This window comes from Selenomonas bovis DSM 23594 (genome assembly GCF_000381005.1).
Classification (GTDB): Bacteria; Bacillota; Negativicutes; order Selenomonadales; family Selenomonadaceae; genus Selenomonas_C; species Selenomonas_C bovis.
In genome coordinates, this window is the sequence record NZ_KB908396.1 from 31,655 (window position 1) to 51,122 (window position 19,468).

17 protein-coding genes are annotated in these 19,468 nt (G+C 56.6%); 7 read left to right on the forward strand and 10 right to left on the reverse strand.

The annotated features are described in order from the left end of the window. The first annotated feature begins 91 nt into the window (after positions 1-91). Together F599_RS14010 and F599_RS0108950 are read left to right on the forward strand one after the other, a co-directional pair. Positions 92-1,876 (forward strand): sensor histidine kinase, encoded by a 1,785-nt coding sequence (locus F599_RS14010; protein ID WP_019543187.1) that lies wholly within the window; start codon positions 92-94, stop codon positions 1,874-1,876. 51 nt (positions 1,877-1,927) lie between these two features. Next, positions 1,928-3,439: a dihydrolipoyl dehydrogenase family protein gene (locus tag F599_RS0108950; protein WP_019543188.1), complete on the forward strand. Its 1,512-nt coding sequence runs from the start codon at positions 1,928-1,930 to the stop codon at positions 3,437-3,439. Between the two features lie 198 nt (positions 3,440-3,637). Here F599_RS0108950 and pdxR read toward each other — a convergent pair whose 3' ends face one another. From pdxR to F599_RS0108980, 6 genes are all read right to left on the reverse strand, one after another. Continuing rightward, complete coding sequence (gene pdxR, locus F599_RS0108955) at positions 3,638-5,080, reverse strand: MocR-like pyridoxine biosynthesis transcription factor PdxR (protein ID WP_019543189.1); 1,443 nt, start codon at positions 5,078-5,080, stop codon at positions 3,638-3,640. Between the two features lie 30 nt (positions 5,081-5,110). Continuing rightward, positions 5,111-6,595, reverse strand: a complete 1,485-nt coding sequence (locus F599_RS0108960) for a protein O-GlcNAcase (protein WP_156021983.1) — start codon at positions 6,593-6,595, stop codon at positions 5,111-5,113. Further along, positions 6,592-6,936, reverse strand: a complete 345-nt coding sequence (locus tag F599_RS14015) for a hypothetical protein (RefSeq protein ID WP_020700555.1) — start codon at positions 6,934-6,936, stop codon at positions 6,592-6,594. The genes F599_RS0108960 and F599_RS14015 overlap by 4 nt, the downstream gene beginning before the upstream one ends. 10 nt (positions 6,937-6,946) lie before the next feature. Continuing rightward, the gene (gene rfbB / locus F599_RS0108970; protein WP_019543192.1) at positions 6,947-7,990 is read right to left on the reverse strand and encodes a dTDP-glucose 4,6-dehydratase; all 1,044 of its coding nucleotides are present in this window, start codon (positions 7,988-7,990) and stop codon (positions 6,947-6,949) included. 20 nt (positions 7,991-8,010) lie between these two features. Next, entirely contained in the window at positions 8,011-8,886 is an 876-nt protein-coding gene (rfbA, locus tag F599_RS0108975; protein ID WP_019543193.1) for a glucose-1-phosphate thymidylyltransferase RfbA, read from the reverse strand. A 162-nt stretch (positions 8,887-9,048) separates the two neighbouring features. Next, positions 9,049-10,674, reverse strand: coding sequence for a peptide chain release factor 3 (locus tag F599_RS0108980; protein ID WP_019543194.1), 1,626 nt, complete (start codon positions 10,672-10,674; stop codon positions 9,049-9,051). 125 nt (positions 10,675-10,799) lie between these two features. Here F599_RS0108980 and F599_RS0108985 point away from each other — a divergent pair, with 125 nt between their 5' ends. Then, positions 10,800-11,330 (forward strand): nitroreductase family protein, encoded by a 531-nt coding sequence (locus F599_RS0108985; protein WP_019543195.1) that lies wholly within the window; start codon positions 10,800-10,802, stop codon positions 11,328-11,330. A gap of 70 nt (positions 11,331-11,400) precedes the next feature. Here the strand turns inward: F599_RS0108985 and F599_RS0108990 are convergent, their stop codons facing one another. From F599_RS0108990 to F599_RS0109000, 3 genes are read right to left on the reverse strand one after another with little or no spacing between them, the layout of a single operon-like run. Further along, the gene (locus F599_RS0108990) at positions 11,401-12,030 is read right to left on the reverse strand and encodes a hypothetical protein (RefSeq protein WP_019543196.1); all 630 of its coding nucleotides are present in this window, start codon (positions 12,028-12,030) and stop codon (positions 11,401-11,403) included. Next, complete coding sequence (locus F599_RS0108995; protein WP_019543197.1) at positions 12,027-12,782, reverse strand: exodeoxyribonuclease III; 756 nt, start codon at positions 12,780-12,782, stop codon at positions 12,027-12,029. Before F599_RS0108995 ends, F599_RS0108990 begins: the two co-directional genes overlap by 4 nt. Beyond that, positions 12,779-13,657, reverse strand: coding sequence for a hypothetical protein (locus F599_RS0109000; RefSeq protein WP_019543198.1), 879 nt, complete (start codon positions 13,655-13,657; stop codon positions 12,779-12,781). Before F599_RS0109000 ends, F599_RS0108995 begins: the two co-directional genes overlap by 4 nt. A 224-nt stretch (positions 13,658-13,881) precedes the next feature. On the opposite strand from F599_RS0109000, the gene F599_RS0109005 reads away from it, so the two are divergent. From F599_RS0109005 to F599_RS0109020, 4 genes are all read left to right on the forward strand, one after another. Beyond that, positions 13,882-15,837, forward strand: a complete 1,956-nt coding sequence (locus tag F599_RS0109005) for a peptidase U32 family protein (RefSeq protein WP_019543199.1) — start codon at positions 13,882-13,884, stop codon at positions 15,835-15,837. Between the two features lie 24 nt (positions 15,838-15,861). Further along, positions 15,862-17,160: an aspartate aminotransferase family protein gene (locus F599_RS0109010; protein WP_019543200.1), complete on the forward strand. Its 1,299-nt coding sequence runs from the start codon at positions 15,862-15,864 to the stop codon at positions 17,158-17,160. A gap of 86 nt (positions 17,161-17,246) precedes the next feature. Then, positions 17,247-17,963: an SIMPL domain-containing protein gene (locus F599_RS0109015; protein WP_019543201.1), complete on the forward strand. Its 717-nt coding sequence runs from the start codon at positions 17,247-17,249 to the stop codon at positions 17,961-17,963. Between the two features lie 14 nt (positions 17,964-17,977). Then, positions 17,978-19,153, forward strand: a complete 1,176-nt coding sequence (locus tag F599_RS0109020) for an acyltransferase (RefSeq protein ID WP_019543202.1) — start codon at positions 17,978-17,980, stop codon at positions 19,151-19,153. A 92-nt stretch (positions 19,154-19,245) separates the two neighbouring features. Here F599_RS0109020 and F599_RS15575 read toward each other — a convergent pair. Next, positions 19,246-19,468 (reverse strand): hypothetical protein (locus tag F599_RS15575; protein WP_211209081.1); only part of this gene is annotated, 223 nt, incomplete at its 5' end.

Genomic DNA, 19,468 nt, shown 5'->3' on the forward strand with positions numbered 1-19,468 from the left:
GCTATATGTCGCAGCTCTCGTATTTTCTCCGTGCAATCTATGGAAACTTCATGCTAGAATATAGTCAGACTTCAGGAAACGGGGCGACATCATGCTCAATACAAAAATCACACGGCGCATTCTCGGATCTTTTCTGCTGCTTTCCCTTACAGGTTTATTGATCCTCGGCGTCATTCTCATGGATTTTTTTCACAACGATAACCTGAACGACGAAGAACATGATTTGCTTCTTCATGCGCAGATCATCGAACATACGCTCCATGACGATATGTACCGTCATAGGGATCAGCTCGCTACCGACGTTTCTGACATCAGTGTGAAGACAGGTCTGCGCGTAACGATCCTCGATGAAACGGGCACCGTACTCGCTGACTCCAATAGTGATGCAGAAACCATGGACAACCATTGGAGGCGTCCTGAGGTACAGTCGGCATTTTCTCATGAATACGGTTCTGCTATCCGTTATAGCTACACGCTGCAGCAGAATATGATGTACGTCGCCATTCCGGTCCACAACCACGGTCGTTTCTCCGGCATCATTCGCACAGCGACCTCACTGCAGCCTATCGAGGCATCCCTGCAGCACAGTATACGCGTCTTATTTCTTTCCCTTTTCATTTCCTTCATCGTTTCTGTCCTGCTCGCCATCTGGCTTGCGCACAGGCAGCTCTCTCCCATCCTGAACATTATCCAAACAGCGCGTGCTATAATGGGAGGCGATCTTTCACGGCGCATTACCTACCGCACAGGCGATGAGTTCGATATCCTGATTCATACCATTAATCAGCTTGCTGCTAATCTCGCCCATAAAATCGACGAAGCTCAGACGGAAAATCAAAAATTGAACCTCATCCTGGATTCCATGGACAACGGCGTACTCCTTTTCGATGAAACCGGCGCAATCATGGACGCAAACCGCCAAGCATGCAAGATTTTCTCTCTGAAGCCTTCGGATATGAGCCGCCACAGCATCCACGTCCTCGGCAACGCCCTGATTTCAGATACAGCGCAGCAGGTTTTGAATAAGGAGAAAGCGATAACCATCCGCGTCACACTGCCTGTCAGCGGCACTCCGCATATTTTCAAGGTCTATTTCGCCATGTTCGTCACACATCAACGCACGGCTGTGCTGGCAGTCTTCCATGATATTTCCTTGCTCGATGACATTTACCAGCGGCAAGCCGCCTTTGTCGGCAATGCAGCCCATGAGCTGCGCACACCATTGACCTCCATCCGTGGATTCGCGGAATTCCTCGCCGAGGATGATTTCTCCTCACCAGACGTCAGCCACCATTGCAGCGAGGTCATCCTGCATGAAGCTGAGCGAATGGACCGACTCATTTCTTCCTTGCTCGAGCTCGCGCGCCTTGACAGCAGAGAGTTGGGGAAAGATATGAAAAAGGAGCCGCTCGCTGCAGGCCGCATGCTGGAGCTCTCTGTGCAGGCACTTCTGCCCAAAGCAAAAAAAAAGCAGCAGCTTGTGCAGATCGTACGGACGACATCTGCGCAGCTGCTTGCAAAAGAAGATCTTTTCCGACAGATCCTGCAGAATCTCATAGACAATGCCATCAAATATACGCCAGAAAATGGCACCATCAAAGCCGAATGCTGGACAGAGGCGGGAAACATCATCTTCGCTATCGAGGACAACGGCATCGGCATTGATGCGAAGCATCTCCCCTTGATCTTCGATCGCTTTTATCGTGTGGATAAGGCGCGCGCCCGACAATCCGGCGGCAATGGCATCGGGCTCTCACTCGTCAAATTCCTCGTCAAGATTTTCGGCGGTACGATCAATGTAGAAAGCAAACCCGGTGTAGGCACTCGTTTCACACTTGCCTTCCCCCAACTGGATGCTTCTCATCCATCGATATAACAACGCAGACGGAATCTCACAGTGATTCCATACAAAGAAAGAAGGATTATCATGCAACACTATGATGTCATCGTCATCGGTACAGGCGCAGCCAATATCGTGACAGACGCAGCACTGGCCCAGGGACTGCACGTCGCCATTGTGGAGCGCGGATCTTTCGGCGGCACTTGTCTCAACCGCGGCTGCATCCCAACAAAGGTCATGGTCACTGCGGCCAATCGCATCAGAGAGATCAAAGAAAGCCGCCGCATCGGGGTCACTGCGGAAAACATCCGCCTCGATTGGGACGTGCTTTCCAAGCGCCTCTGGAAGAAAATCGGAGAAAGCGCCGGAATCAAGTCTTACTATGAAAAATTTCCCAACTGCGAAATTTACTGCGGCACAGCCGCCTTTGCTGCGCCCCATACCATCTCTGTCACCTTGAACAGCGGCGGCAATGTCATGCTCACCGCTGATAAGATCATTGTAGCGACAGGAGCCCACACAAACGTCCCGTCTCTGCCTGGGCTGGAAGAAGTCGGTTATGTGACCTCGGAATCGTTTTTCGGCTCCTCCTATCCCGAAAAAACCTATGGGAGCTTGATCCTCCTTGGAGGTGGTCCTATCGGCTGTGAATTCGCCCATATTTTCAATGCAGCAGGCACGGACGTCACACTGATTCAGCATAACATCCGTCTGCTTCCCCGCGAGGAGCCTAGCATCTCAGCGCATATCCTGCACTCGTTCCGCCGCTATGGCATTGATGTCAAACTCAACCAAGAGCCCGTCTCCGTCACACGGTGCGGTCGCCTGAAGGTCATTACCTGCCGCGACCGTACGACCGGTAAACTGCAGGAAATATCTGCCGAGGAAATCTTCGTTGCCTCCGGTATCAGGCCAGCGACAGATCTCCTGTGTCCTGCAAAGGCATCCGTCCGTATGGACAAACGCGGTTACATCGAAACGAATGAATTCCTCGAAACGACAAGTGAAGGTGTCTGGGCGCTGGGCGATGTCAACGGACGTGCGCCCTTCCGCCATAAAGCGAACTATGAGGCCGAGATTCTCGCCCACAATCTTTTTTCCCACCACACACCAGAAACGTGGCGGTGGGCCGACTATGATGCTGTACCGGCCGTCACCTATACTTACCCAGAAACGGCTCACGTCGGTCTGACGGAAACTGACGCTATACAAAGGGGATTTGACGTCAAAACTGCGATACATCGATATTCATCGACAGCAAAAGGCTATGCACTCGGCTACGAGCCGGGCGATGAAGACGACGGTTTTCTGCGCCTCGTCGTCGACCGAAAGACACGCACCATTCTCGGTGCACACATCGTTGGTCCGGAGGCATCCATCCTCATACAGCCTTTCATCAATGCAATGATGGGCGGCACACATACCCTACAGCCGATTCATGAAGATATTGCCTCGCCGAGCGTCCGTTCTCTGAGAGCTAATCATCTGACCCGCACTCTGCCCCCGAACAGCATAGCTGCATTCAACGAATGCATGACACCCCATCCATCATTATCCGAACTAGTTATGTGGACACGCTACTACTACGATCATAAATAACTTCTCTTCCAAACCATATCCCCATGAATGCCAGTTATCCATCTGCCTACCTTGCCATTCCATCCCTCATTACCTGGCCACTATATGCATTGCCGCAACACATTCTCCATACCTTCGATATACAAAACAGCAGCTGGAGATATGCCCAAACCCTAGCATACCCTCAGCTGTTGAGAAAAAATTTCTTTGTCATCCACCTTAAAGCCATAAGCACTCTATACGTCGCACAGCCTCCGGCATGCACGCTTCTCCAACGCTCGAGTAATCGAGCACGAAGAGGTGCTGCAGGTCGGAGATTTTTTCTTTTGCAGCCAGATCCGACACCGTATAGTAACTCGAAAGCGACCGCATGTGGATGCCCTGCGCAGCGAGGCGTTTTGCAATTGTTTCGTCACTGCCCGCATGATGAAACCTCACGAGGAAATGCAGGCCCGAGCCGTGCTCGATGATCTCCATACGCTGTGCGAAACGGCTCTTGCGCAGCAGGGAAAGCAATCGCTCCCGCCGCTTGCGGTAGAGCGTCCGCATGCGGTTGATATGCTTCTCAAACGCCCCGCTCTCGATGAAGCGTGCGAGCGTATATTGCTCAAAATTGGAAACCGTGCAACTGTAAAAATTCAGCCGCGCCTCGAAAGGCGCTACAAGGCGTTGTGGCAGGACAAGGTAACTGATACGAATGGTTGGCGTCAGGCTCTTGGAAAAAGTATTCATATAAATGACGCGGCCCTCGACATCAATTCCCATCAATGTGGGAATCGGACGTCCTGTGAGACGAAACTCGCTATCATAATCATCCTCGATGATATAGCGGTCCGAGGAAGCCGCCGCCCAGCCGAGCAGCTCATAGCGGCGACTAACCGGCATGATGATGCCGGTAGGAAAATGATGAGACGGACTGATATGGAGAATCTGGGCCTCTTTCGCGCAAAGCTCGTCGGGTCTGACGCCCGCATCATCAAGCCCCGCCAATACGCAGCGAGCACCACAGCTCTCATAAATCCTGCGGATGCGCCCGTACCCAGGATTCTCCACGCAGAAACATTTCTCTCTCCCAAAGAACTGCACGAGCAGGCCGTATAGATACTCTGTCCCTGCGCCTACGACGATCTGATCCGGCGCTACCTTGAGCCCGCGGAAATGCGCAAGGTGCGAAGCAATCGCTGCTCGCAGGCGATAGACACCAAAACCTGGGGAGCGCTCGATCAGTGCGGCCGCATCCTCTGCAACGACCTGGCGCAGGAGTTTCGTCCACGTCGTAAAAGGGAAGTTCTCGGCATTGACACCGCCCTCGGCAAAGTCGACGAAATAGGCAGGCGGCGCAGTATCGGCCAACGCGGCGACCGGTTTCTCTGACGGCGCAGACCTGGCCGCTGCCGCCTGCTCTTTCTGTATGACGCGCGCAGCCTCCGTCACATAGAACCCGCGCTTCGGCAGAGATTTGCAATACCCCTCTGCCGTCAGCTGCCCATACGCGCCTTCCACCGTAATGGTACTGATGCCTAATTGACGGGCCAGCGCCCGCTTCGAGGGCAGTTTTTCACCGACCTGCAGGCGTCCCTCTTCTATATCCTTGCGAATGCAGCGATAGAGATATTCATAGAGCGGCATCTTGCCGAGCTTGTCAAACGAATACGTCAGCATAAAGATCTCCTCCAGAACATGACGCGAACGTCAATTTCCCACCGTCTCATTCACGAGATTGAGATGATCCGTCAATTCATCGAGAAAAGCGCGCGCCGTCTTTTCCGAGATGCGCGCTTCCCCATCATGCGCAATGACTGCCTGCCGCGCAGCGAGGAACGACGTTTGCTGCGCGGCGGTCATCTTGCCGTTCCTGCGTGCAGCCAAAAGGGCAAGGCCCAAGCGATCAGCCCGCACAATACGCTGCAGCTGCAAAAGCTGCGGCCGACATTCTGCGAGCTGCGTGCCGGGAAGTTCCAGCAGCAGCTTCTCTGTGGCCATCTCTATCTGTGCCAGCCTGTCATCGAGGCGCTGTACGCGAAGGCGAAGCAAGACACCGCGCGGATAACTCTGCCAAAGCGCATCCATCTCCTGCCGCAGAGCCGGCGCATCGCTGCCTCCAATGTCAGCCCAGCTCGTCTCCAAATGCTGCGCGTGTTCCGCAACCGTCATCATCGCGGGCGCAAGACTGCCGTACTGACGCTCTACGGCCTCCTGCCACGCCGTCTGCGGCTCGTAATGGGATGGGTGATTCGCCAAGGCCGCCGCTGTCGCCAGCGAAATGCGCGACATCTGCTCATGCCTCATGGGATTGAAAAAAACGGCTGGCACCCCCTTGAGCGGCAGATTCTCCACGGGACCGAGCGCCAAGTTCGTTTCCTTGTAATCCGTGACAGGATAATTCCACCAAATGCCGAGCGGCCTGCCGTAAATCCCCTCTGCCGCCTGGTACTCCTCCGCCGTAAGGTTTCCCTTCACGACGCCTTCTCCTGTATAAAGCACGAGGATGTCCGGTGACAGCAACTTGGAAAACGAGGCGGTATACGGTTTGACCGCCCCCGCTGCATCAACCATATCCGCGCGGAAGTACTCCGTCGGTACCGTGAGAATCGCACCGATATCATGATGGCGCGCCCGCAGCCGCGCAGCGACTGCGTTGAGGAATGCCGCCTGCCCCGGCCCATCCTTCTGCTCGATATCATCGAAGAAAATGGCGAAATCACGCACACCCACGCCGTAAAGCGCCTCACACTTCGCCAACATAGCCGCTTGGTCTTCCGCCCCGGCATGCCCGAGATAGAAGAGATCCATGCCTGGCGAAACAGCGAAAATGAAACGCACCCGTGCCGCCTTCGCCGCCTTTACGAGCGCTGCAAGCTCGGTGAGCTTTTGCGGCGGATACGGCAGGCGCCACTGACTCCGATGATAGGCATCGTCCTTCGGTGCATAGATATAAGCGTTGAATCCCACGCGACCGCAAAACGAGAGCATATCAAGCCGTTCCTGCTGTGTCCAGGGCGTACCGTAAAAGCCCTCGACCACACCGCGCAGCGGCACGGCATCCGGCGCTACTTGCTTTGCACGCGCAGCGGCACACGCGAAAATGCCCGGCAGACAACTGCCGAGCAATAACGCAAAAACGAACAACAAATGAAAGAGAGCGATGCTCTTCTTATTTCTCCTGCGATCTTTCATGCGTCCCAATTCACCTGCTGATATTTCATGCGGAAGAACCTGGCATTCGTATCCCCAGGCTGCGCTTCCCAGAGGTCGATCTGGCGGCACGCCTCGGCGATTTCGCCATCGAGCAATTCCCTCGCCTGTTCCTTGCCGATAGACGCATTCTGCCGCCCCTCTTGTATGCCCTGGAGCATGCGCACCGGCAGGGCACCGGCTGCATATTCCTTGAGCTCCTCATAGCATTCCTGCACATAATATGAGACATTCTTCAATGAATGATCGCAGAGCCAGACCGCGACTTTCCTGCACATCACATCATCACGCAACCGCTCTGCAGGGATTTGCTTTTCTCCCATTTCTTCCACCTCAGATTTTTGCATACTCCATCTTTGCGCGCTGGTCATACATGCGCTCATAGTATGTCTGGTAATCGCCGGAAATGATGCCCATCCACCAGTCGCGATGCTCAAGATACCACTTGATGGTCAGCTTGATGCCATCCTCGAACTTCGTCGTCGGCTCCCATCCCATCTCCTCATGGATTTTCGTCGGATCGATGGCATAGCGGCGGTCATGCCCCTTGCGGTCAGCAACGTGCGCGATCAGACTCTCCGGCTTGCCGAGCTCCTTGAGGATGGTCTTTACCACATCGATATTGCGGCGCTCGTTGTGCCCGCCGATATTATACACCTCGCCGACACGTCCCTTGCGGATGATCAGATCGATTGCAGCGCAGTGATCCTTCACGTAGAGCCAGTCGCGCACATTCTCGCCTGTCCCATAGACCGGCAGTTCCTTATCAGAGAGCGCGTTGATGATCATGAGCGGAATGAGCTTCTCCGGGAAATGAAACGGGCCGTAGTTGTTCGAGCAGCGGGAAATCGTCACCGGCACCTTGTAGGTGCGGTGATACGCCTGCACGAGCAGATCCGCCGACGCCTTGGAAGCGGAGTACGGGCTCGACGTATGGAGCGGCGTCTCCTCCGTAAAGAAGAGGTCTGGACGGTCGAGCGGCAAATCGCCGTAAACCTCGTCCGTCGACACCTGATGGAAACGATCGATACTGTACTTGCGGCAGGCATCGAGCAGGACGCTCGTGCCGATGATATTCGTCTGAAGGAACACTTCTGGATTCTCGATGGATCGATCGACATGACTTTCCGCGGCGAAATTGACGACAATATCCGGCCTCTCCGTCTCGAAGATGCGGTAGATGGCCCTGCGATCAGCAATATCGGCGCGGATGAACTTGAACTTATCCTTTTTGAGCGCCGCTTCAAGCGTCTCGAGATTCCCTGCATACGTGAGCTTATCGATGCAGATGATCCGATCCTCCGGATGCTTCTTGAGCTCATAGTAGACGAAATTACTGCCAATAAATCCGGCGCCGCCGGTCACGATAATATTCATATAGATACCATCCTTCTCTGTTATTTTTCATTTGCGAGCTGCAGCAGATACTTGCCATACTCGTTTTTCTTGAGCGGCTCCGCCAGACGCTCTAGCTGTGCGCGGTCGATACGTCCCATGCGATAGGCGATCTCCTCGATGCAGGCGATCTTGAGGCCCTGACGCGCCTGGATGGTGCCGACAAAGCTCGCCGCCGCGAGCAGCGACTCATGTGTTCCCGTATCGAGCCACGCATAGCCGCGCCGCATCTTCTCGACACGAAGTTTTTTCGCCTCGAGATAGCGCTTGTTGACATCGGTGATTTCAAGCTCGCCGCGCACAGAGGGGCGGATGGACTTCGCAATGTCCACGATATCGCTGTCATAGAAATAGAGTCCTGTCACCGCGTAGTTCGACTTCGGTACAGACGGCTTTTCCTCAAGGCTCAATGCCCGTCCCGAGGCGTCAAACTCCACAACGCCGTAACGCTCCGGATCGCTCACATAATAGGCAAAAACCGTTGCACCATCATCATAGGATGCCGCACGCTGCATCGCCTGCGCCAAATCTGAGCCGTAAAAAATATTATCGCCGAGCACCAGCGCGCAACCTTCGCTGCCGATAAAGTCCTCGCCAATCAAGAATGCCTGCGCTAAACCATCAGGACTCGGTTGCACGGCGTACTGGATAGAAATCCCAAGCTGGCTCCCATCACCGAGCAACGCGGAGAAAAGCGATTGATCCTTCGGTGTCGTGATGATGAGGATTTCCTGGATTCCCGCCAGCATGAGCGTCGAAAGCGGATAATAAATCATCGGCTTATCATACACCGGCATCAGTTGCTTGGAAACCACCTTGGTGAGCGGATAGAGCCGCGTGCCGGAGCCGCCGGCTAAAATAATCCCCTTGCGTATCAAAAAAAACACCCCCGAACAATTTATGTATCGCTATAATAATACGCTGTCCACTTGTCTCTTTCCTTCTTCGAGGAGAGGCGTCAGAGATTTCTCATCGCAATATGCCCCTACATCTATTCAACTGCACTGCATCCCGCATGACAACATCGGGAAGGCAAGCAATCAGGCCTCTTTTTTGTCAAACGGCACGTGGTTCAACAAAAGATCAGGATTATTATCCGTAATCCAGCCAAGCGCCCATTCATTGTTTACGAGCAGCACGGGATTCTGGTGCCGGTCGTAGACGAACATGCCGCGATCCGCGCCTTTGAGGCTCGCGGGCGTTACCTCGCGGCCATCCTCGAAGGCCAGCCAGCGCGCGACCTCATATGGCTGCATCTGCATGATGATATCGACATTATATTCGTTCTTCAGACGGTATTCGAGCACCTCGAACTGCAGCGTGCCAACCGTACCGACGATATACGACTCCATGCCCGCGCCGGCCTGCTGGAAGAGCTGTATGGCGCCCTCCTGCGTGAGCTGCTCCATTCCCTTGACGAACTGCTTGCGCTTCATCGTATCCTTCGCCTGCACGCGCGCGAACTTTTCGGGCGGGAACACGGGGAAATCCGCATACTTGAACTTATGGTGCTCATCGCAGATCGTATCCCCGATGCCGAAGATACCCGGATCGAAAAGTCCGACGATATCGCCCGGATACGCCGTATCGATGATCTGCCGATCCTGCGCGAGGAACTGCTGCGGCTGCGCGAGCTTGATGAGTTTATCCGAACGCTCGTGCCAGACACTCATGTTCCGCTCGAATTTCCCGGAGCAGATGCGGATGAACGCGAGGCGGTCACGGTGCGCCGGGTTCATGTTCGCCTGGATCTTGAATACGAAGCCGGAAAATTTCTCGTCATCCGGCGCGATGAGCCCGTCGCTCGACGGACGCGGCTGCGGCGTCGGCGCCATGCGGATATACCCTTCGAGGAAGTCCTGCACGCCGAAATTCGTCATAGCCGAGCCGAAGAACATCGGCGTGAGCTCGCCCGCATTGACCTTCTCCATATCGAACGGTTCACCGGCCTCGTCGAGCAAATCGATATCATCCTTGAGCGCTTGGAAATTCTCCTCGCCGATGCGCGCGATGACCGCTGGGTCATCCGGTTCATAAACATCAGCGATACGCGCCTGCTGCCCGTGGCTCGTATCAGCCGCGAAAAGCAGCACCTTTTTGTTGCGGCGGTCATAGACGCCGAGATATTGGCCATCCTGGCCAATCGGCCAATTCATCGGATAGGAACGAATACCGAGCACATTCTCGATTTCATCCATGATATCAATGGGCGCCTTACCGTAATGGTCGAGCTTGTTCACGAACGTGAAAATCGGAATACCGCGCTCACTGCAGACTTTGAAGAGCTTCTTCGTCTGCGCCTCGACGCCCTTCGCAACGTCGATGACCATGACCGCGCTGTCAACGGCCATGAGCGTACGATACGTATCCTCACTGAAATCCTGATGGCCCGGCGTATCGAGGATATTGATCCGACAGCCGTCATAATCAAACTGGAGCACCGAACTCGTGACCGAGATACCGCGCTGCTTCTCGATCTCCATCCAGTCAGACACCGCATGACGCTGCGTCTTGCGCGACTTGATGGAGCCCGCGAGATGGATTGCGCCGCCATAGAGCAGAAGTTTCTCCGTGAGCGTCGTCTTACCGGCGTCCGGATGAGAAATAATCGCGAAGGTACGTCGCTTCTCGATTTCCCGGCGAAGTTCTTCTTGTAATTCTGACAAAATGCATTCCTCCAAAATACAATCCAGGGAAGTGCGTCCCTCCCACGCCTATTTTTGCGCTTTTCCTCTACTTCCGATATAATGGACACAGACGTTCATCACAGCAGCAAGAAGGAGGAATCACCATGTCCGATCTGTTCCAGGAATTCGTCAAGCGCCGCAGCATCCGCCGCTATACGGAGGAGCCCATCGCAGATGACCTGCTCCGCCGCATTCTCGCCGTCGGTCTCATGTCGGCCTCGGGAAAATCAAAATTCCCCTGGCAATTCATCGTCGTGTGCGACCGCGCCATGCTCGAAAAACTCAGCGGCTGCCGCATAGGCGTCGCCAAAATGCTGGCGAAAGCCGCCTGCGCCGTCATCGTCATCGGTGACAAGACCATCACGGACACCGTCATCGAAGACTGCACGATCGCCGCGATCAACATGCACCTCGAGGCGAGCTCGCTCGGGCTCGGCAGCTGCTATATCCAAGGACGCGGCCGCGAGGCGGAGGATGGACGCACCACCGAAGACTTCGTGCGCTCCCTGCTCGGTTTTCCTGAGAAATACCAGCTGCAGGCCATCCTCTCCCTTGGACATCCGCTCAAAGAAGCGCGCCCGCACGATGTCGAAAAGCTCGACTGGAGCAAGGTGCACAACGAAAATTTCCAATGATGTCCTGTCGGATCTAAGGAACGCTCCTTCCTCTCCTGCCGGCCTCCGCACGGAGGTCGGCTCTTTCTAGTTAGATGAAATATTCTATCGTGTCAGCCGCTGTCCGTTTCGTCTGCTCATTGAAGAGCAACACAGCCTCCCGATCCTCGATGGTGCCAAGCGCGTAATTCGAGCAATTTTCACACTCAAAACAGGAAAACGGCACGACGCGATTATACGCAAACGGATGGGCGAGCGTGAGCTCGATCCCCGTCCCGGAAAATTCCTGACTGTCTGCGGGAACGTACCACGGATCGAAAAGCTCGATACCATGCTCCGTCACGCCGGTAAAAAGCGTGTAATGCTCCACCTCGTAAAACAGCCGCACCACAGCCACACCGCCGCGATGCAATGCATCCAAGACACGGCTTTCCGGCCGCACGGAAACAGCCTGCCCTGAGAGATAAATGCTCGAGAGCGGCAGCGACGTCGCCTGACCGTAGCCGTCGAGCCAGTTCGCGAGAAACATCATCGCCATGCGGGAGGTTCCCGCCTTGCAGGGGGCACCGCCCTTGCCGTAGCAGTCGAGCGAGTAGAGCATGACGTTGCGGATGAGCTCAGGCGGGATCTCCTCCCGCTCAAAGAGATAGCTTACGGCATTGAGCATCGTCGTCGGCCCGCAGTCATACTCAGAGAGCTGATAATGCAGCGGGTTCTTCATAACCGGATCTCCAATCCCACGGGGCAGTGGTCGCTGCCAAAAACCTCATTGTGGATAGTCGCATCGACAATGGCACCGCGCAGTCTCTCTGACGCCACGAAATAATCGATGCGCCAGCCTGCATTCGTGAGACGTGCCTTGCGCAGATACGACCACCAGGTATAAATGCCCGCGCGCTCCGGATAGAGCGTGCGGAAAGTATCGAGGAAGCCCGCCTTCAGGAGCTCCGTAAACTTCGCGCGCTCCTCGTCCGTAAAACCGGCGTTATGATGATTCGTCTTGGGATTCTTGAGGTCGATCTCCTCGTGCGCGACATTGAGGTCGCCGCAGACGATGACCGGCTTCTTCGCGTCAAGCATCAGCAGATAGGCGCGGAACGCATCCTCCCAGGTCATGCGATAGGCGAGCCGCTCCAGCTGCCGTTTGGAGTTCGGCGTGTAGACCGTCACAAAATAAAAAGACGGGAACTCCAGGGTAATCACACGTCCCTCACGATCATGTTCCTCGCTGCCGATGCCGCAGGTGACGGCAAGCGGCTCGAGACGCGAGAAGACCGCTGTGCCGGAATACCCCTTTTTCTCCGCACTGTTCCAATACTGCCGATAGCCTGGCAGGTCGAGGATTGCCTGATCCGGTTGCATCTTCGTCTCCTGCAGCGCGAAGATATCCGCATCGAGCATGCGGAAAGACTCCATGAATCCCTTTTTCAGGCAGGCGCGCAGGCCGTTGACATTCCAGGAGATCAGTTTCATCTTGCTTCCTCCCCGTCCTCTTTCTCTACCTGGTGCTGCGCCACAGGAACTGTCAGCGTTGCCGCAGACGGCGCCTGCGGCGTATTCTGCAGCAGCTCGCTCTTGACATCATAAGTGAGCACCGTAATCTCCCGCAGGAGCGCACGCAGACATTCCGGCCATGTGCTGCGCACGCCGAAGATCAGCTGACGCTCCTCTCCCGTACGGCGCATGAGACGGAGTTCGAGACGCTCTCCATCCCTCTCGCTAAAGCGTCCGCCCGGCTGCTCCGGCAATGCGGAGAGCGCGGAGAGCGAAGCGTCGACGCGCTTCAGCAGCAGCGGCACGTTGCGCACGGAGTCAAACGCATGACGCTCCGTACCGAATCCCTGCTTGTGGCGCGTAAGGATCAGGATATGCTTGCCGCGGTTCACGACCAGTTTCTCGACCAGCGTGCCGCCGGACTGACGCGGCGCGTAAACGTTCCCCGGCACGGGAGCAAGCGCCCCCTCATAAAGGAGCTGGAGTACCTCGACCTGATTCACCTTCGGCAGGGCAAGTCCCGGCAGCTCGTTCATCACATCGACAAACGCCGCCCAATTTTCCGGATAGGCATTGCCCTTGATGACGCGGCGCACGCCGCCATCGGAAAGCGAAAGCTGCCAAGGGCTCACCGCATCCTCAGGTGATTCAGCGCGATACGACTTCTTCCATTGGGAAAGATGCACGCGCTCCAGACGACGCAGGAAGCGGCGTCCATTTTCCAGAGGCCGCCAGGAGGGGCCGCCAGCGAGAGCCTCACCATGCCAGCAGGCAAAAAAGACCTGACGTCCACGCACCACGACGGCAGCGGCAAGCGCCTGCTCCTCCATCTCGAAATTCAACCGTTCCAGCAATCTGCTTCCTCCTCATGTCCGCGTACGGGAAACTCGTATCTCTCACGGTTCCCATAGATAATTTTCATCATACTACACTTACTGGCTTTAAGCAAGACATGCCGTGGGATTCTATTGCTCGCAACGTCCATTCCTGATATACTTGAGGGAGCAACCAGGCGGGCGTCGTCACGAAAATCTGGCACGCTGCCGCAATCACTACAAGAAAAGAGGTTCCTTTTTCTATGATATTGACGCGAAAATCCGTAGAGCTTCTGGCGCCTGCCGGCACCTGGGACGCACTCGTCGCCGACGTGGAGTCCGGTGCCGATGCCGTCTACCTCGGCGGCAAGCATTTCAACATGCGCATGCACGAGGGCGATTTCAATTTTGATGACGCCGCGCTCAAGAAGGCCATCGACTACGCGCACGCGCATGACGTGCGTCTCTACATCACGCTCAACAACCTCATCAGCGACGAGGAATTACCCGCTCTGAAAGAATATCTCCAGTATTTGGAAGAAATCCAGCCAGACGCTTTGCTCGTGCAGGACTTCGCCGTGCTCGAACTCGTACATGAGATGGGCATCACCATCCCGCTGCACACCTCCGTCATGATGAACACGCACAACGAGCACGCCATTGAGAAGCTCAAGGAGTACGGCATTACGCGCATCGTCGTCGGCCGCGAGATGACGCTTTCCGAGCTCGCACTTTTCCGTGCGCGCACAGGCATCGAGGTCGAATACTTCATGCATGGCGACATGTGCATCTCCGAGAGCGGCCAGTGCATCCACTCCGGCGTCGTCTTCGGTCAGAGCGGCAACCGCGGTCGCTGCCTCAAGCCCTGCCGCTGGGCCTATGAGCTCATCGACGAGAAGAGCGGCAAGCGTCTCGACGAAGGCGGCCCCGGCCCCTACAAGCTCGCGCTCAAAGATATGTGCATGTACCGCGCGATTCCGGAACTCATCCAGGCGGGCGTCTTCTCCTTCAAGATCGAGGGCCGCATGCGCCCCGCCCCTTTCCTGCGCCGCATCGTCTCGACCTACCGCGCGGCCATCGACGCCTACATCGCCGACCCCACGGGCTATGCGACGGATGAGGAGGGCTGGAAGCAGCTCTATGAGAACCGCGCGCGCGATTTCACGACGACCTTTGCCTTCGGCCAGCCGACTGCTAAGGACATCGGATTCGACGGCACGCGCGAGCCACGCTTCTTCTCTGAGGCAGTGAAGGAAGCCGGTTTCCAGGACGATATCCTCAAACAGGAACGCCCCATCCAGAAGGAAAACGCATCGCATCGCACCCTCGCCGTGCGCGTCGGCACGCCGGCAGCGGCAAAAGCCGCCGTCGATGCGGGAGCCGACGTCGTCTACGTCGGCGGCGAGGCCTTCCGCCCGCAGCGTCCGTGGCGCCTCACGGACTACGCGGAGGTCCTTGCCTACGCGCAGGAGCGAAACGTACGTGTCGTGCTCAACACGCCGCGCACGACCATGCGCCGTGAATGTGGTGAGCTCGAGCAGCTCATCTCCTCGATCCGCGATTGGAAGCAGCAGCCCGCGGGCATCATGGTCAGCAACCTCGGCGCGCTCAAGCTCGCGCAGTCGCTTACGAACCTCCCCGTGCAGGCCGACCTCTCCTTCAACCTCTTCAACCATCTCGCGACCGTCTTCATGAAGGATAACGGCATCACGCAGGCCTGTGCCTCCCTCGAGCTTTCCTTCGAGCAGCTGCGCGAGATCGTCGAAAATGCCGTGCTGCCCATCGAGGTCGTCATCCACGGCGGCTACGAATCCATGATCTGCGACCATAATTTCCCGGCGATGAGCCTGCCGGCTTACAACGAGCTCAACGAGCCGGAGCTGATGGACCGCCACTACGCCCTGCGTGACAAGGCGGGCGAGATCCACCGCATCCGCATCGACCAATTCGGACGCAACCATATCTATTTCGCCAAGGATCTCTGCCTCTATCCGTACCTTGCGAAATTCAACGGCATCGCCTCCTACCGCATCGAAGCACAGGATGAGACGCCCGCTGCTACCGCAATGCTGACGAAGATCTACCGCAAGGCGCTCGACCGCCTCGCAGCGGGCGATGCTTCCTTCGACGAACATGAGTTCAAGACGCTGCAGGAGAACGCGCCGCGCGGCCTCGGCATCGGCACCTACCGGTTCCGCGAATCCCGCAATTCCATCTGACGCCATCAGGAAAGGAGCAACTGCATGAACGCGAAAGCATACATCGGCCCCGCCGCCATCCTCGAAAAGAAAAAGAAATACATCATGCCCTGCCTTGCCCATTTCTACAAGGATCCCCAGGAGTTCGTCAAGGGCTCCATGCAATACCTCTGGGACAGCAACGGCAAAAAATACCTCGACTGCTACGCCGGCGTCTCCGTCATGAACTGCGGCCATGCGAACCCGGACATCGTCGGCCCTGCGACGGAGCAGGCAAAGACGCTGCAGCACGTCTGCAACATCTACCTCACGGAGAATTTCGTCAACCTCGCGGAACGCCTTGCCGCCGTCACGCCGGGCACGCTCCAGAAGAGCTTTTTCTGCTCCACAGGCTCTGAGGCCACGGAGGGCGCGCTGCTGCTCGCGGAGGTCGCGCGTGGCAACAGCGAGATCATCGCACTGCGCCAAGGCCTCCACGGCCGCACAAAACTCGGCATGAGCGTCACGGGACTCACGATGTGGCGCACGGCGCCGACACCTGTCGGCGGCATCCACTTCGCGCCGAATCCCTATTGCTACCGCTGTCCGCTCGGCAAGAAGCCGGACACCTGCGACCTCGCCTGCGCGAATGCCGTCGAGGATCTCATCAAGACGGCGACCTCCGGCCATCCGGGTGCCTACATCGCCGAGACGATCCAGGGCAACGCCGGCATCGTCGTACCGCCGAAGGGATATTTCCAGCGCGTCAAGGAGATCCTCGACCAGTACGGCACGCCGCTCATCATCGACGAGGTACAGACGGGCTTCGCGCGCACGGGCAAGATGTTCGGCATCGAGCACTACGGCGTCACGCCTGACATCATGTGCATGGCCAAGGCGCTCGGCAACGGCTTCCCCATCTCCGCCTTCATTGCCAAGCCGGAGATTGCAGATACCTACACGCGTCCCGGCGCCTCGACGCTCGGCGGCAATCCCGTCTCCTCGACGGCAGGGCTCGCCGTGCTCGACTACATCGAGACACACGACCTCGCAGCGCGCGCAGAGTCCCTCGGCAAGACGTTGCGCGCAGGACTGCGCCGCCTGCAGGAGACGCACCCTGTGATCGGCGACGTGCGCGGTCTGGGCCTCATGGACGGTGCAGAGTTCATTCACGCCGACGGCAGTCCCGCACCGGAGCTTCTCGACGATGTGCTCGAGGAGATGAAAGACCGCGGCTACATCATCGGCAAGAATGGCGTTGGCCGCAATGTCATGGCCTTCCAGCCGCCCCTCGTCATCACAGAGGAAAATCTCACCCAGGTGCTCGACGAGCTTGACTGCGTGCTCACGGCAAAGAAGCTCTGACAACGCGCAGAATCTATTTCGCGCCCAGTGTCAGACCTTGCCACGCCGCAGACGTGTATGACTGTATTTCAAAGGAGTGTTCTTCCATGAAACGATATGCCTCCCTGTTCTTTGTTTTTGCCCTCGCTCTCTCCCTCCTCGTTCTGCCGCAGGAAACGCAGGCGGCGGAACAGCCTGCGCGACCGACGCTCTCCGTCGAAGGCACCGGTGAGGCGAACGCCGCCCCCGACCAGGCGACTGTTGCCATCGGCATCACCACGCATGCGGCAGATGCGGCAAAGGCACAGAATGACAACGCCTGGACAGCCGCGCAGATCCAAAACGCCATCGCCGCGCTCGGCATCGACGCCAAAGACATCCAGACTCAGAACTATTCCTTCCGCCCGACCTATCGCACGGAGGAAAACCGCCGCGGCGAGATCAACGGCTACACCGTCGACAACACGGTGCTCGTCTGCGTCCGCGACATCAAGCTCACGGGCAAGGTCGTTGACGCTGCGCTCTCGCATGGGGCGAATGAAATCTCTTCCCTGAGCTTCACGGCCTCCGATGCACGTGCCCTGCGCAAGGTGGCGCTCAAAAACGCCATTGCGGACGCGCGCGACAAAGCGGACATCATCGTCCAGGGGCTCGGCAAGCGCATCGTCGGCATCCAGACCGTCAGCGAAAACACCGGCTACCCGGAAACACGCCGCTACGTCGGCAACATGATGCTGGCCGCTAAGGATGCCGCAACGCCGATCCAGCCAGGCAGCCTCACCCTCACCGCGAACGTCCACATCGACTTCCTGCTCAGCGACTGAAAGGGGCCTTCTCCATGCAAGCATCCGCAGCGGAGGCAAGACACGAGGAACCTCAGAAAAAGCGCAAGCCCCGCCTCGCCGCCATCGAATATATCCGCGGCATCTCCATGATGGGCGTCATCGGCATCCACGTCGGATCGCAGTATCTCAGCAACCCCGCCGCCAACCCCCATCTCATTGCGCTCTTCGAGATTTTCACACGCTTCAGCGTGCCGATCTTCTTCTTCATTTCCGCATTCGGCTTGTTCTACAATCTCGATATCCACGCTCCTTTTGCTGCCCGCCAGTTCTACCTGCGGCGCATCAAGACCGTGCTCATCCCCTATCTCGTCTGGTCGCTGTTCTACATCATCCATGACGGACTGCTCTACGGTACCGGGCTGCCCTCACCGCTCTACTTCGGTGGGCTGCTCTTCTTCGGCTGTGCGAAATACCAGCTCTATTTCCTCGTCATCCTGCTCTGGTTCTACCTGCTCATGCCGCTCTGGATTCCCCTCGTGCGCCGCATGAGCCTGCGCGGACTCGCCGCGCTGCTCGTATTCCAGGTGCTCTTTGACTACTGGTCGAGCTTCTCTGTCCCCTTCAACACCTATGTCTACGGACTGCCAGATGATTCCCTGCTGAAGCCATTCCTCATGTATCGCCTCAACTACTGGGTGCTCCATTACATCTTCATCTTCCTGCTCGGCGGCTATCTCGCCGTGCACATCGAGGCATTCAAGTGCTTCATGCAACAGAAACGCACGGCCATCACGCTTCTTTTCTACGTGAGCATGGCCAGCCTGCTCGGCTACTATTATTCCCTGCTCGCAGCGGGCCAGACGCCCCTTGACGGCATCAACACAGCGCATCAGCTCTCTCCTGCTGGCATCTTCTACACGCTGATGGCCTCGTTGTTCTTCTTCACCATCTTCACCTATCAACGCTATCCCGCCGCGCTCAATCCCATCCTCCATTTGCTGGGCAAGCACTCCTACTTCGCCTACCTCGTGCATCCGCTCTTCATCACCTACCTCGCACGCGCGCTAGAGCATCGCGGCATCATCATGACGGGCGGCATCGCGCTCGCGTTCTACGCCGCTGTCCTGCTCCTCTCGCTGCTGGCAGCCATACTTTGCCGCCGTCTTGGAAATGCACTTCCCATCCTCAACGAAGCAACCATCGGCATCTATCCCAAAACGAAGCGCTGACTTGTTCGTATAGCGAACGAAGGAGGGGCTGTTGCACGTATCAACAACGTGTAGCAGCCCCTTTTAGTTTGCAAAAAAATGTTGCCAAGGACTTAAAAATCCTTGGCAACAGGCGTAAAATATAGATATACAAAATCAAATTTTACAAGGAGATTATACATCCCTCGGCGGAAGTTTTCAACTCTGCCTTCCCTTAAATTTTGAATTTCAAATTCCAAAGGATGACCCGGTCCGTCTGCTACGCCACTTTGTGGATGAAATGGATTTATCCGCACTTTACCAGACATTCTCTCAGGCCCATAAGAACCGAGTGCA